The following is a 13539-nucleotide window of genomic DNA, read 5'->3' as shown; positions in this document are numbered from 1 at the left end:
ACGGTCGTGACCGTCCGGGACGGTCGGGCGGCGTTGTCCGCCCGGCCGTCCCGGCACCGGCCCCTCCACGCGTGGACGTTGATCGTCGGCGGGTAGGGTGCGGGCAAGGCGCGCTTCAAGCTACCTGGAAGGAATCGTGTGGAAGCCAACACTCGTGGCACCGGGCGTCTACCGGCTGCCTTCCTGACCCCGGGGTCCTCCTCGTTCCTCGACTTCCTCGCCGAGCACAAGCCGGAGCTGCTCCCCGGCCTCCGCGGGCTCCCCGGGGGGGCCGTGGTCGAGGCCCCGCACGGGACCACGATCGTGGCCGCGGTCTTCGACGGCGGCGTGGTGATCGCCGGTGACCGCCGGGCGACCATGGGCAACGTCATCGCCCAGCGCGACATCGAGAAGGTGTTCCCGGCCGACGAGTACAGCGCGGTCGGCATCGCCGGCACCGCCGGCCTCGCGATCGAGATGGTCCGGCTGTTCCAGCTGGAGCTGGAGCACTACGAGAAGATCGAGGGCACCACGCTCTCCCTGGAGGGCAAGGCCAACCGGCTCACCACCATGATCCGGGGCAACCTGGGCATGGCGATGCAGGGCCTCGCGGTGGTCCCGGTGTTCGCCGGCTACGACGTCGACCTCGGCCGCGGCCGGATCTTCAACTACGACGTCACCGGCGGGCGCTCCGAGGAGCGCGGCTTCGCCGCCACCGGCTCGGGCTCGGTCTTCGCCCGCGGTTCCCTGAAGAAGCTCTACCGCGATGACCTGACGGCCGACCAGGCCGTCACCCTGGTCGTCCAGGCGCTCTACGACGCGGCGGACGACGACTCCGCCACCGGCGGCCCTGACCTGGCCCGCAAGATCTTCCCGATCGTCTCGCTGATCACCGCGGACGGCTTCCGCCGGCTCACCGACGCGGAGGTCGCGGAGATCGCGATCGCCATCACGGACGAGCGTCTGACCCGGCCCAACGGCCCGCAGGCCCCGCTGATGTAGGGAGGTCTTGTGGATCTTGTCGGCCCAGGCGGACCCGGCAGAGTTCCACCAGACGCCCCCTGAGCCATCACCTCACAGGAAAGGGACGACCGCCGGTGTCGACACCGTTCTACGTCTCGCCCCAGCAGGCCATGGCGGACCGCGCGGAGTACGCCCGCAAGGGCATCGCGCGCGGCCGCAGCGTGGTCGTGCTCACCTACGCCGACGGCATCGTCTTCGTCGCCGAGAACACCTCCAGGGCGCTCCACAAGGTCTCCGAGATCTACGACAAGATCGCCTTCGCGGCGGTCGGCCGCTACAACGAGTTCGAGAACCTGCGCATCGGCGGCGTCCGCTACGCCGACCTGCGCGGCTACTCCTACGACCGGGCCGACGTCACCGCCCGCGGCCTGGCCAACGTGTACGCCCAGACCCTGGGCACCATCTTCTCCTCGGTCGGCGAGAAGCCGTACGAGGTCGAACTGATCGTCGCCGAGGTCGGCCGCACCGCGGACAACGACCAGATCTACCGGCTCACGCCGGACGGTTCGGTCGTCGACGAGAAGAACTACGTCGTGGTCGGCGGCAACGCCGACTCGATCGGCAACTACCTGGGCCAGCGCCACCGCGTCGGCCTGAGCCTCACCGAGGCGGTGAAGGTCGCCGTCGACTCGCTCGCCCGCGACCCCAACGGGGGCAGCCCGCGCGCCCTCACCCCGGAACAGCTGGAGGTCGCGGTCCTCGACCGCCAGCGGTTCCAGCAGCGCAAGTTCAAGCGGATCCTGGGCAACCAGCTCAGCCGGCTGCTCGACGGGGACCAGTCCGCCGAGGCGGACGACGAGGAGAAGCCGGCGGCCACCCCGCCGTCGAACGAGTAGTGCCTGTGGAGTCCCGTGCGCCGAGACGATCGCCGCACGGGACTCCGGTGCCCCTGCGACGCACGACGTCGTGGAGGCGGTTTCGGACAGCTCCGACCAGATAGGAGTGCTCATGGACCGCCGGATTTTCGGGCTGGAGAACGAGTACGGCGTGACCTGTACGTTCCGCGGGCAGCGGCGGCTGTCGCCGGACGAGGTCGCGCGGTACCTGTTCCGCCGGGTCGTCTCCTGGGGCCGCAGCAGCAACGTCTTCCTGCGCAACGGCGCCCGGCTCTACCTCGACGTCGGCTCCCACCCCGAGTACGCCACCCCCGAGTGCGACGACGTGACCGAGCTGGTCACCCACGACAAGGCGGGCGAGCGGATCCTCGAAGGACTCCTGGTGGACGCCGAACGGCGGCTGCACGAGGAGGGCATCGCCGGGGACGTCTACCTCTTCAAGAACAACACCGACTCGGCCGGCAACTCCTACGGCTGCCACGAGAACTACCTGGTGGCCCGGCACGGCGAGTTCTCCCGCCTGGCCGACGTGCTCATCCCCTTCCTGGTGACCCGCCAGCTGATCTGCGGCGCGGGCAAGGTGCTGCAGACCCCGCGCGGCGCGGTCTACTGCGTCAGCCAGCGGGCCGAGCACATCTGGGAGGGCGTCAGCTCCGCCACCACCCGCTCCCGCCCGATCATCAACACCCGGGACGAGCCGCACGCGGACGCCGAGCGCTACCGCCGGCTGCACGTGATCGTCGGCGACTCCAACATGTCCGAGACCACCACCCTGCTCAAGGTGGGCTCCACCGACCTGGTGCTGCGGCTGATCGAGGCCGGCGTGGTGATGCGCGACCTCACCCTGGAGAACCCGATCCGGGCGATCCGCGAGGTCAGCCACGACCTCACCGGCACCCACCAGGTGCGGCTCGCCAACGGCCGGGAGGCCAGCGCGCTGGACATCCAGGAGGAGTACTACACCAAGGCCCTGGAGTTCGCCGACCGCAAGGGGATCAACACCGGGACCATCGCCCAGGTGCTCGAGCTGTGGGGCCGCACCCTGGAGGCCGTCCGCACCGAGCGGCTGGACGAGGTGGCCACCGAGATCGACTGGATCATGAAGTACAAGCTCATCGAGCGCTACCGCGAGAAGCACCAGATGAGCATGTCCAACCCGCGGGTGGCCCAGATCGACCTGGCGTACCACGACATCCACCGCCGCCGCGGCCTGTTCTACCTGCTCCAGGGCAAGGGCCAGGCGAAGCGGGTGACCACCGACCTCAAGACCTTCGAGGCCAAGTCGATCCCGCCGCAGACCACCCGGGCCCGGCTGCGCGGGGACTTCATCCGCCGGGCGCAGGAGCAGCGCCGGGACTTCACGGTGGACTGGGTGCACCTGAAGCTGAACGACCAGGCGCAGCGCACGGTCCTGTGCAAGGACCCGTTCCGTTCGGTGGACGAGCGGGTGGAGAAGCTGATCGCGGGCATGTGACCGTGAGGCGTGCGCCGTGATCCACGCGTTGACCGGCCCCGGTGGTGTCTACCGGGGCCGGACGCATGCCGGGCATACGCTGTCCGTCGATTCGGGGGAGCCGACTTCGACCGACAGTTAGGACCACCGTGCGCCGCACCGCCGGTTTGCTTCTCACCCTGCCGTTGCTGCTGGCGGTCGCCTGCAGCAGCTCGCCCAAGGCGGCCGGCCCGGCGACGCCGTCCACGGCGACTGCCGCCCCGACCGTGCCGGCGCCGGTGAGCGAGGCCTCCCCGATGCCCACTCTTTCGGGTGGCGGATTCGGCAGCAAGGCCACCATCACCATCCCCGAGGGCCAGCAGCCCAGCGGCCAGTTCGTGGTGAACACGGTGACCGACGGGGAGCGGTCGACGGTCAACAAGGGCGACTGGGTGACCGTCAACTACACGGCGAAGGACTGGACCACCGGCAAGGACCTGCCCAGCTCGTACGACGACAACGGCAAGCCGCAGCTCTACCAGGCGGGCAGCGGGCAGCTGGTGCCCGCGCTGGACCAGACCGTGATCGACAAGAAGGTCGGCACCCGGCTGCTGGTGGTGGCCCCGCCGGCGGCGGCCTTCGGCGAGCAGGGCTCCACCCAGCTGGGCGTCAACAAGGGCGACACCGTGGTGTTCGTGCTGGACATCGTGGAGGCCCTGCCGCAGGACTCCACCCTGACCGGGGCCATGACCCAGCCGGCCGCGACCCTGCCGCAGGTCAAGGACAACGGCAAGGCGCCGGTGGGGATCACCATCCCGGCCGGGCAGGCCGCGCCCACCGACCTCCAGCAGGCGGTGCTGATCAAGGGCGAGGGCAAGCAGGTCAAGAGCGGCCAGACCCTGGTGGTGCAGTACACCGGGGTGCTGTGGAGCAACGGGCAGCAGTTCGACGCCTCCTGGACCCACGGCGGCGCCCAGGCGGTGCAGATCGGCACCGGCAGCGTGATCGAGGGCTGGGACAAGGGCCTGGTCGGGCAGAACGTGGGGAGCCGGGTGCTGCTGGTGGTGCCCCCGGCGCTGGGGTACAAGGACCAGGCGCAGGGCTCGGTTCCGCCGAACTCCACGCTGGTCTTCGTGATCGACATTCTCGAAGCGGTCTAGCGGGCGGTCTAGGAAGTCGCCGGGAGAATTCCGTACGCTTGGGCGGACGCTCGTACAACGAAGCGTCCGCCCTCATCCTGAGCTGTCATACTGCCCTCGCACTGTGGCAGGCGCCGCCCGGCGCCGGGGTCCGGGGCGGACGGGTACGGCGACAGGCCGGCGCTCACCACGCCGGGCGCAGACCTGGAAGACCTCGTGGCGAGATGGATGGGGAGTCATGACTGAGAAGACGCCGAGCCCGGGCGGGGCCGGCACCGCGGCTAACGACAGCTCTGCGGGTGACCCGGCCGCCTCCCGTCCCGGCGGCCAGATCGCCGCGGACCGCGAGTCGATCGTCGTTCCCCCGGCGATCCTCGCGCAGCAGGCCGGCTGGGCGCAGCCCGGTGACAAGCCGCGTGCGACGGGCAGGTCCAAGAACGACGAGGACGACGCCCCGCAGATCTTCGCCAGCAGCGTGCGCAAGGCCGACAGCTCGGAGGCCGGGTACGACGAGAACCCGCCCGGTGTGGGCAAGCTGGGCGTGATCCTCGGCACGGTGATCGCCCTGCTGCTGGTCGGCAGCGGTGTGACGCTGTACATGGTGAACAAGGACTCCTCGAAGGACACCTCCGCGGCGGCCCAGCCCGACGCGACGAAGTCCGCGCCGCCCACGCCGACCGCCGAGCCGGTCCCGCCGATCAAGGACAGCGCCAAGGTGCTGCCGACCGTCACCGGTGACTTCGGCAAGAAGGCCGAGATCCAGGTGCCGGGCGAGGCCTCCGACGGCTCCTTCGTGGTGAAGGTGCTGTCCGAGGGCACCGGCCCCAAGGTGGACAAGAACACCTGGACCTCGGTGGACTACACCGCCAAGGACTGGAACACCGGCAAGGACATCCCGAGCTCGTACGACAACAACGGCAAGCCGCAGATCTTCCAGGCGGGCACCGACTCGCTGATCCCCGCGCTGGACCAGGCCGTGATGGGGAAGAAGGCCGGCAGCCGCCTGCTGGTGGTGGCCCCGCCGGCGGCCGGCTTCGGCTCCCAGGGCAAGCCGGACATGTCGATCGGCCCCAAGGACAACCTGATCTTCGTGATCGACGTCCGCAACGCCAACGCGCCCGACGCCGTGGTGAGCGGTACCGTCACCCCGCCGCCGGCGGACTTCCCGCAGGTCAAGGACAACGGCAAGAAGCCGGCGGACATCACCCCGGTGGCCGGCGCCAAGGACCCGACCGAGCTGAAGACCCACGTCCTGATCAAGGGCACCGGGCCGGCGGTGGAGAAGGGCGAGAAGGTCGTCGTCCAGTACACCGGCGCGCTGGCCAAGGACGGCAAGGTCTTCGACTCCTCGCTCAGCAAGGGCCAGGCGTTCTCCTTCCCGGTCGGCGGCGGCCAGGTCATCCAGGGCTGGGACCAGGGGCTGGTCGGCCAGACCGTCGGCAGCCGGGTCGAGCTGGTGATCCCGGCCTCGCTGGGCTACGGGGACAAGGGCCAGGGCGACATCCCGCCCGGCGCGACCCTGGTCTTCGTGGTGGACATCCTGGACGCCGGTCAGGGCTGACCCGCTTTCGGGTGACAATGGTGTGCGTGTGACCTTCGGGGCCGGCCGCGTGGCCGTGTCCTGACGGGCGGCGGGCGCCCGTACCGTGGTCCTCCCCGTACCTTGTGGTCGGGTGGACCGGGTGCGGGCGTCCGCCGCTTGGTCGTGTAGGGAATTGCGAAACGTGAGAAGAGGGACCATGGCTGTGAACCTGAACGAGAAGCCCGAGATCGACTTCCCGATCGGCGACGCTCCGACCGAGCTGCAGATCCGCGACATCGTCGTCGGTGACGGTGCCGAGGCCAAGCCGGGTCAGAACGTCAGCGTCCGCTACGTCGGCGTGACCTTCGAGACCGGCGAGGAGTTCGACGCGAGCTGGAACCGGAGCCCCAACGAGTTCCGCTTCCCGCTGGGCGGCGGCCGGGTCATCAAGGGCTGGGACCAGGGCGTCGTGGGCATGAAGGTCGGCGGTCGTCGCGAGCTGACCATCCCGTCGCACCTGGCGTACGGCGCCCAGTCGCCGACCTCGGCGATCCCGCCGCACTCGACCCTGATCTTCGTGGTCGACCTGCTGGCCGTCTGAGGCTGCTCCGACCTCGGGCCGGACCCCTTCGGGGGCCCGGCCCGAGGCCGTTTCCGGGCCCGAACGGCACCCCGTGGGGACCGGGCCCGGGACGCGGCTTTTGCAGTGCGTACCGCTACCGGTACGGTCGGTCCCGCCGGGTGAGGATCGCCCGGTTGGCGCACCCCGCGCGCGGCGCGGCACACCGGAAGGGTCAGCGATGGCGATCGCCAAGGCAGAGCGGCTGATGAATCTCGCCCTGTGCCTGATGAACACCAGACGTCCGCTCTCCAAGAAGGAGCTGCGGGAATCCATCGAGGCGTACCGGGAAGCCTGGCAGAACAGCAGCGAGGACGCCTTCAACCGGATGTTCGAGCGGGACAAGGACGACCTGCGCGAGCTCGGCCTGGTGATCGACGTCGACGAGAGCGCGCTGGACGGCGAACTCGGCTACCTCGCCCGCCCCGACCGCAACCGGCTGCCGGAGATCGCGCTGGACGCCGAGGAGGCCGCCGCGCTGACCCTGGCCGCCAGGGTCTGGCAGCAGGCCAAGATGTCCGGCGCCGCCAGCGGGGCGCTGCAGAAGCTGCGCGCGGCCGGGGTGCCGTTCACCGAGCCCGAGGGCCGTACCGCCCTGGAGCCGCGCATCCCCGCCCGGGAGGCCGCGTTCGAGCCGCTGCTCACCGCCGCCCGGGACCGCCGCCCGGTCACCTTCGAGTACCGCAAGGCCGGCGCCGCCGCCGTCGAGCAGCGCAGCGTCGAGCCGTGGGCGCTGGAGTGCTGGCGCGGGCACTGGTACCTGGCCGGGTACGACCGGGACCGCGGCGACGCCCGGGTGTTCCGGCTCAGCCGGATCACCGGCAAGGTGAAGGCCAAGGGCGGAGCCTTCCTCGGCACGGTGCCGGAGCACGTGGACGTCCGCGCCACCGTGGCCAAGTTCGCCGGTGAGGGGGCCACCGCCACCGCGACCGTCCGGGTCCGCCGCGGCGCCGGCTTCCCGCTGCGCACCAAGGCGCTGGGCAGCACCCGGGTCGACGAGGCCTGGGACGAGCTGGAGATCCCGTACGGCAACGGGCTGGGCGCCGACCTGGCGGAGTTCGGGCCGGACGTGCTGGTGCTCGGGCCGGAGGAGCTGCGGGCGGATGTGGTCGACCGGCTGCGGGCGGTCGCGGGGCTTGAAGGAGTGGGCGCGTGAGTGAGCGAAGCGAGCGAACCGTCGGAAGGTGCCTCCTGTGCGAAGCGCCCGCCGAGCGCAGCGAGGTGGACGCATGAGTAACGCCATTGACCAGACCAGGCGGATGCTGTCGCTGGTCACCTACCTGCGCGAGCGGCCCGGGGCCGAGGTCGCCGAGGTGGCCCGGGCGTTCGGGATCAGCGAGCGCGAGCTGATCGGGGACCTCAACGTGCTGCCGATGTGCGGCACCAGCTTCCGCGGCGGCGACCTGCTCGACATCGACACCGACGGCGAGCGGATCTGGTGGCACAACGTCGACGACGTGGCCCAGCCGCTGCGCCTCGCCGCCGACGAGGCCACCGCGCTGCTGGTCGCCGCCCGGGCGGTGGCCGGACTGCCGGGCCTGCGGGCCGGGGACCGGGAGGCGCTCACCCGCGCCGTCGCCAAGATCGAGAACGCCGCGGGGGAGAGCGCCGAGGGCAGCGCCCGGGTCGGGGTCACCTTCGAGGCGGAGAGCCATGTGTTCGCCGACATCGACCGCGCGCTCAGCGAGGGCCGCCGGCTCTGGCTGCGCTACTACTCGCACGGGCGCGGCGGGATGACCGAGCGCGAGGTCGACCCGATCCGGCTGCTCACCGAGGGCCACACCTACCTCGAGGCCTGGTGCCGCACCTCGGAGGACCACCGGATGTTCCGGCTGGACCGGGTCGCCGAGATCCGCGTCCTGGACGTCCCGGCCGACCCGCCCCGGCGCGAGCCGCGCGACCTCAGCGGCGGGCTGGTCAACCCGGCGGCGGACGACCCGGAGGTGGTGGTGGAGGTCTCCTCCGGCGGCCGCTGGGTCGCCGAGTACTACACCCACGACCGGGCCGAGGAACTGGCCGACGGCGGACTGCGGATCACCCTGCGCAGCGCCGACCCCTCCCAGCTGCGCCCGCTGGCGCTGCGGCTGGGCCGGGACGGCCGGATCGTCTCGCCGCCCGAGCTGGCGGAGCAGGCGCGCTCGGCCGCGCGGGAGGCGCTGGCCGCCTACGGGGAGGGGCAGGTCTGAGCGGTGGAGGCCGGGACGAGATTCAAGGTGTACTGCTCGCAGTGCCGGGAGAAGGTCGAACTCCCGGCCGAGGAGTTCCGGCTGACCCTCGGCCGGACCCCGGCGCAGGCGCACTACAGCTTCGGCTGCCCGCTGTGCGGGGCGGCGGTGCGCAAGGCGGCCGGGGAGAAGATCGTCGAGGCGCTCACCGCGGCGGGGGTGCGCACCATGCGGCTCGTGCGGGCGGAGGGATGACCCCGGTGGCCCCCGTATAGGGTGGGCGCATGTCCTGGATGCTCGTCGCCGCCGTCCTGCTCGCCACCGCGGGCCTGCTGGTCCTCGGGGTCCTCGCGATCCGGCTCTGGCTGGACGTACGGGCGCTCGCCAAGGGCGTGGACGCGGCCTCCCGGGCACTGGCGGAGGCGGCGGGGGAGCTGGCCGAGGCCGTTCCCGGCCGTTAGGTCCGCCGGCGCGGCGGCCGTCGGTCCGGTCGGACCGTTAGCACAGCCGGGGCACGGGTGGTACGGGGGCTGCTGCGCGGAGGTAGGGGCGGGTTACGCTCTCAAGTGGCTCCTGAACTGCGAACCGGGGGCCGCTGTCCTGTTCGGGCGGCCGTCGTCGTGGCGTCATCCGCAGCGGTTACCATCCGCGGCGGGCGGCCCGCCGGGCCGCGGATGCTGAAGGTGGTCGGCGCATGCGCTTCTCGATGACCGCGATCGTGCTGGTCGCGGTGGTTGCCATCGTGCTGTTCGGGGCCAAGCGGCTGCCCGAGCTGGCACGCTCGTTGGGGCAGTCGATGCGGATCCTGAAGAGCGAGGCCAAGGCGATGCGCTCGGACGACGAGCCGGACGGGAGTGCGCCGCCCGCCCGGCCGCAGGTCTCGGCGGAGCCGACGGCCAGGACCGTCCAGTCCGCTCCGGGGGCCTCGGCGACGGCCCGGCCGGTGGCCGAGCCCGGTGCGGGGCAGGGCGCGCCCGGCGGCGACCGCCCGCACTGAGCGCAGTGCCGGTGACGTACGCGACGCACCCGCGGTGTGCACCGCGTGCGTCGTACCCGACGTACACGGTGCGCGTGCCGCGCGCGACCACGGAGGCCCGTCGACCGGCGGGCCTCGACGCACGAGTTGAGGACCGGGGTTGAGCAAGCTCTCCAAGGCGCCGCAGAAGGCGCCCAAGGATCCTGAGGGGCGGATGGCCCTCGCCGACCACCTGCGGGAACTGCGCAACCGCGTGGTCAAGTCGGTCCTGGCGATCGTGGTGATCACCGTCATCGCGGCGATCTACCACAAGCAGATCGAGCACTTCCTGCTGGAGCCGCTGCCGCAGTGCACGCCGGAGCGGCAGGAGAAGTACCACAACAAGTGCGCGCAGGTCTCCAACATCGGGCTGACCGCGGGTTTCACCTGGATGCTCAAGGTGTCGCTGACGGCGGGCGTGGTCGGCACCGTGCCGGTCTGGCTGTACCAGGTGTGGGCCTTCGTGGCTCCCGGTCTGCACAAGCACGAGAAGAAGTACACGGTCATCTTCATGACCTGTGGTGCGCCGCTGTTCCTGGCCGGTGTGGGCTGCGCGATCCTGACGCTGCCGACCACGGTGCAGGTGCTGATCTCGTTCACCCCGAACGGCACCACCCCGATCCTGCCGCCCGAGGACTACTTCGACATCGCCACCCGGATGGTGCTGGTCTTCGGCCTCGCCTTCGAGTTCCCGCTGCTGCTGGTGATGCTGAACATGGTCGGCATCGTCACCGGCAAGCGGCTGCTCGGCTGGTGGCGCGGGATGGTCATGGGCATCACCGTGTTCGCGGCCTTCGCCACGCCGAGCGCCGACCCGCTGAGCATGCTCGCGCTGGCCGCGCCGATCTGGGCGTTGTACTTCCTCGCGGTGGCCATCGCGCTGTTCAACGACCGGCGCAAGCGCCGGAAGAACCCCGATGCCGACCTGGACGACGAGGAGGCCTCGCACGTCGACCTCACGGTGCAGCCGGTGGCGGATACGGAGTCGGTCGAGGCCTCCGCGGCCCCGGCGGCGAGTGCCGCGCCGGTGCCGAGTGCGCGCCGGGAGCAGATGGACGACATCACCTGAGTCTGCTGCGGTGAGCCTTCCGGCCCTGGTCCCCGGCTTCGTGCGGGGACCAGGGCCTTCCGCTGTCCCGGCTCTGGCGCGCTCTTGGCAGGGTTGATGGCATGTGACATATTACTGACGTGCTGAAGACCTGGACACCTCCGCTGGACGTCGTCGTGGTCGGCGCCGGAGTCGTCGGCGCCGCCTGCGCGTACTACGCCGCCCGCGCCGGACTCGCCGTCGCCGTCGTCGACCGCGGGTCGGTCGCCGGGGGTACCACCGGCGCGGGCGAGGGCAACCTGCTGGTCTCCGACAAGGAACCCGGGCCCGAACTCGACCTCGCGCTGCTCAGCGTCCGGCTCTGGCGCGAACTCGCCGAGGACCTCGGCCCGGCCGTCGAGTACGAGCCCAAGGGCGGCGTCGTGGTCGCCTCGACGGAGGCCGGGCAGCAAGCGCTGCGGGCCTTCGCCGCCGGGCAGGCCACGGCCGGGGTGACCGCCGAGGAGGTCCCGGCCGAGCGGCTGCACGAGCTGGAGCCGCACCTCGCCCCCGGGCTCGCGGGCGGCTACCACTACCCGCAGGACGCCCAGGTGCAGCCCGCGCTCGCCGCCGCCCACCTGCTGCGCGAAGCCCGTCGGATGGGCGCCGAACTGTTCACCGGGGAGGACGTGACGGCCGTGGAGCGCGGCCCGGACGGCGCGGTGCGCGGCGTCCGGACCACCCGGCGCCGGCTCGCCGCCCCCGCCGTGGTCAACGCCACCGGCGCCTGGGGCGCCGAACTGGCCGCGCTGGCCGGAGTGCACCTCCCGGTGCTGCCCCGGCGCGGCTTCGTGCTGGTCACCGAGCCGCTGCCGAGGGTCGTCCGGCACAAGGTCTACTCCGCCGACTACGTCGCCGACGTGGCCAGCGGCGCGGCCGGGCTGCAGACCTCCTCGGTGATCGAGGGCACCCCGGGCGGACCGGTGCTGATCGGGGCCAGCCGGGAGCGGGTCGGCTTCGACCGCACCCTCTCCCACGCGGCGATCGGCCGGCTGGCCGCCGAGGCGGCCCAGCTGTTCCCGGTGCTCGCGGACGTCGCCGTGATGCGCACCTACCGGGGCTTCCGCCCGTACCTGCCGGACCACCTGCCCGCCATCGGCGAGGACCCCCGGGTGCCGGGGCTGTACCAGGCCTGCGGGCACGAGGGCGCCGGGATCGGGCTGGCGCCCGGCACCGGGCTGCTGATCGCCGAGCAACTGACCGGGAAACGGCCGGAGCTGGACCTCGCGCCGTTCCGGGCGGACCGGTTCCCGGCGGGGTGAGACCTTGTTCAGGACCTCTGGAATGGAGAAGCCGGTGACGCGTCGCCGCACCCCCGCCGGGCTGGTCGGGGCCGAGCCCGGGCCCGGCCACCACATCGAGTTCGACGGACGGCCCGTCCGCGCCCTGCCCGGGCAGTCGATCGCCGCCGCGCTCTGGGCCGACGGCGTGCTCGCCTGGCGCACCACCCGGACCGGCGGGCGCCCGCGCGGCGCGTTCTGCGGGATCGGCGCCTGCTTCGACTGCCTGGCCACCGTGGACGGCCGGGCCAACCAGCGGCTGTGCCTGCTGCCCGCCGAACCCGGGACCGTCGTCACCACCCAGGAGGGCCACGGCCGTGCCGACCTCGCCGTCTGACCCGTACGAGCCGTCCGGGTTGTCCGGGTCGTACGAACCCTCCGGGCCGTCTGGGTCCTACGAGCCGTCTGAGCCGTCAGAGCCGTCAGAGCCGTACGAGCCGTACGAGCCGTACGACCTCGCCGTGGTGGGGGCCGGGCCCGCCGGGCTGGCCGCCGCCGTCACCGCCGCCGAACTCGGGCTGCGTTGCGTGCTGCTGGACGGCGCGGAGCTTACCGGCGGGCAGTACTACCGGCACCCGGCGCCCGGGCTCGGTGCGACCCGGCCGGACCGGCTGCACCACCGCTGGTCGGTGTACACCGGGCTGGCCGCGCGGCTCGCCGGCCAGCCCGGGGCCGACTTCCGCGGCGGCCACCAGGTGTGGGCGCTGGAGCGGACCGCGGACGGCTTCGCCGTGCACGTCACCCGCGGGCCGCAGGCCGCCGACCGGGACACCGTCCGGGCCCGGACGGTGCTGCTCGCCACCGGGGCGTACGAGCGGCAGCTGCCGTTCCCCGGCTGGACCCTGCCCGGGGTGGTCACCGCGGGCGGCGCGCAGGCCATGCTCAAGGCCGGGCTGGTGCTGCCCGGGCGGCGGATCGTGGTGGCCGGCAGTGGGCCGCTGCTGCTCGCGGCCGCCTCCTCGCTGGTCGGCGCCGGGGCGGACGTCCCGGCGGTGGTCGAGGCGAGCGGCTACCTCGGGTACGCCCGGCGCCCCGGCGTGCTGGCGGCCGTCCCCGCCAAGCTGGTCGAGGGCGCCGGGCACGGTGGAGCGCTGCTGCGGCACGGCGTACGGCTGCGGCCGCGCAGCGCCGTCGTCGAGGCGCACGGGACGGAGCGGGTCACCGCCGTCACCGTGGCCCGGCTGGACGCCTCCTGGCGGCCGCTGCCCGGCACCGAACGGCGGATCGCCTGCGACGCGCTCGCCGTCGGCCACGGGCTGCTGCCGCAGATCGACCTGGCCACCGAACTCGGCGCGGACACCCTCGCCGGACCGGACGGCGCGGTCGCGCTGCGGGTCGACGCCCGGCTGCGCACCTCCGTCCCCGGCCTGTGGTCCGCCGGGGAGACCAACGGCGTCGGCGGGGCGGACCTCGCGCTCGCCGAGGGGGAGCTGGCCGCGCAC

General features: G+C 72.5%; 15 protein-coding genes. All 15 read left to right on the top strand.

Annotation, left to right across the window (positions count from 1 at the left end):
• Positions 1-138 precede the first annotated feature (138 nt).
• Positions 139-981, top strand: a complete 843-nt coding sequence (prcB, locus tag BG452_RS35030; RefSeq protein ID WP_188308372.1) for a proteasome subunit beta — start codon at positions 139-141, stop codon at positions 979-981.
• A 95-nt stretch (positions 982-1076) separates the two neighbouring features.
• Positions 1077-1838, top strand: coding sequence for a proteasome subunit alpha (prcA, locus tag BG452_RS35025; RefSeq protein ID WP_188308371.1), 762 nt, complete (start codon positions 1077-1079; stop codon positions 1836-1838).
• A gap of 112 nt (positions 1839-1950) precedes the next feature.
• Positions 1951-3312, top strand: a complete 1362-nt coding sequence (gene pafA, locus BG452_RS35020) for a Pup--protein ligase (RefSeq protein WP_188308370.1) — start codon at positions 1951-1953, stop codon at positions 3310-3312.
• A 128-nt stretch (positions 3313-3440) separates the two neighbouring features.
• Positions 3441-4430, top strand: a complete 990-nt coding sequence (locus BG452_RS35015; RefSeq protein WP_188308369.1) for an FKBP-type peptidyl-prolyl cis-trans isomerase — start codon at positions 3441-3443, stop codon at positions 4428-4430.
• 217 nt (positions 4431-4647) lie between these two features.
• Entirely contained in the window at positions 4648-5970 is a 1323-nt protein-coding gene (locus tag BG452_RS35010; RefSeq protein ID WP_188308368.1) for an FKBP-type peptidyl-prolyl cis-trans isomerase, read from the top strand.
• A 178-nt stretch (positions 5971-6148) separates the two neighbouring features.
• The gene (locus BG452_RS35005; protein WP_188308367.1) at positions 6149-6532 is read left to right on the top strand and encodes an FKBP-type peptidyl-prolyl cis-trans isomerase; all 384 of its coding nucleotides are present in this window, start codon (positions 6149-6151) and stop codon (positions 6530-6532) included.
• Positions 6533-6731: 199 nt separating this feature from the next.
• The gene (locus tag BG452_RS35000; RefSeq protein WP_188308366.1) at positions 6732-7706 is read left to right on the top strand and encodes a helix-turn-helix transcriptional regulator; all 975 of its coding nucleotides are present in this window, start codon (positions 6732-6734) and stop codon (positions 7704-7706) included.
• Between the two features lie 73 nt (positions 7707-7779).
• Positions 7780-8736 (top strand): helix-turn-helix transcriptional regulator, encoded by a 957-nt coding sequence (locus BG452_RS34995; RefSeq protein WP_188308365.1) that lies wholly within the window; start codon positions 7780-7782, stop codon positions 8734-8736.
• 27 nt (positions 8737-8763) lie between these two features.
• Positions 8764-8970, top strand: coding sequence for a hypothetical protein (locus tag BG452_RS34990; RefSeq protein WP_223243171.1), 207 nt, complete (start codon positions 8764-8766; stop codon positions 8968-8970).
• Positions 8971-8999: 29 nt separating this feature from the next.
• On the top strand, positions 9000-9176 hold the full coding sequence (locus tag BG452_RS34985; protein WP_159398379.1) for a hypothetical protein: 177 nt from the start codon (positions 9000-9002) through the stop codon (positions 9174-9176).
• Between the two features lie 233 nt (positions 9177-9409).
• Complete coding sequence (tatA, locus tag BG452_RS34980; RefSeq protein WP_188308363.1) at positions 9410-9712, top strand: Sec-independent protein translocase subunit TatA; 303 nt, start codon at positions 9410-9412, stop codon at positions 9710-9712.
• Between the two features lie 193 nt (positions 9713-9905).
• Positions 9906-10799 (top strand): twin-arginine translocase subunit TatC, encoded by an 894-nt coding sequence (gene tatC / locus BG452_RS34975; protein WP_188308397.1) that lies wholly within the window; start codon positions 9906-9908, stop codon positions 10797-10799.
• Between the two features lie 119 nt (positions 10800-10918).
• Complete coding sequence (locus BG452_RS34970; protein ID WP_317621371.1) at positions 10919-12079, top strand: FAD-dependent oxidoreductase; 1161 nt, start codon at positions 10919-10921, stop codon at positions 12077-12079.
• Between the two features lie 34 nt (positions 12080-12113).
• Positions 12114-12434 carry a (2Fe-2S)-binding protein gene (locus BG452_RS34965; RefSeq protein WP_317621370.1) on the top strand — a complete coding sequence of 107 codons (321 nt, stop codon included), beginning with the start codon at positions 12114-12116 and terminating at the stop codon, positions 12432-12434.
• Between the two features lie 124 nt (positions 12435-12558).
• A partial coding sequence (locus BG452_RS34960; RefSeq protein WP_317621376.1) for an FAD/NAD(P)-binding oxidoreductase occupies positions 12559-13539 on the top strand: 981 nt, incomplete at its 3' end.

Origin of the sequence: Streptomyces sp. CBMA123, from assembly GCF_014596465.1 — a bacterium.
GTDB lineage: Bacteria > Actinomycetota > Actinomycetes > Streptomycetales > Streptomycetaceae > Kitasatospora.
This window is presented reverse-complemented; position numbering and strand designations above follow the sequence as displayed.

Bases quoted from the DNA above. Each gene is read 5' to 3' on its own strand.
- pafA (WP_188308370.1), top strand. From the start codon at position 1,951: ATGGACCGCCGGATTTTCGGGCTGGAGAACGAGTACGGCGTGACCTGT.
- BG452_RS35010 (WP_188308368.1), top strand. From the start codon at position 4,648: ATGACTGAGAAGACGCCGAGCCCGGGCGGGGCCGGCACCGCGGCTAAC.
- BG452_RS35005 (WP_188308367.1), top strand. From the start codon at position 6,149: ATGGCTGTGAACCTGAACGAGAAGCCCGAGATCGACTTCCCGATCGGC.
- BG452_RS35000 (WP_188308366.1), top strand. From the start codon at position 6,732: ATGGCGATCGCCAAGGCAGAGCGGCTGATGAATCTCGCCCTGTGCCTG.
- BG452_RS34995 (WP_188308365.1), top strand. From the start codon at position 7,780: ATGAGTAACGCCATTGACCAGACCAGGCGGATGCTGTCGCTGGTCACC.
- BG452_RS34985 (WP_159398379.1), top strand. From the start codon at position 9,000: ATGTCCTGGATGCTCGTCGCCGCCGTCCTGCTCGCCACCGCGGGCCTG.
- tatA (WP_188308363.1), top strand. From the start codon at position 9,410: ATGCGCTTCTCGATGACCGCGATCGTGCTGGTCGCGGTGGTTGCCATC.
- tatC (WP_188308397.1), top strand. From the start codon at position 9,906: ATGGCCCTCGCCGACCACCTGCGGGAACTGCGCAACCGCGTGGTCAAG.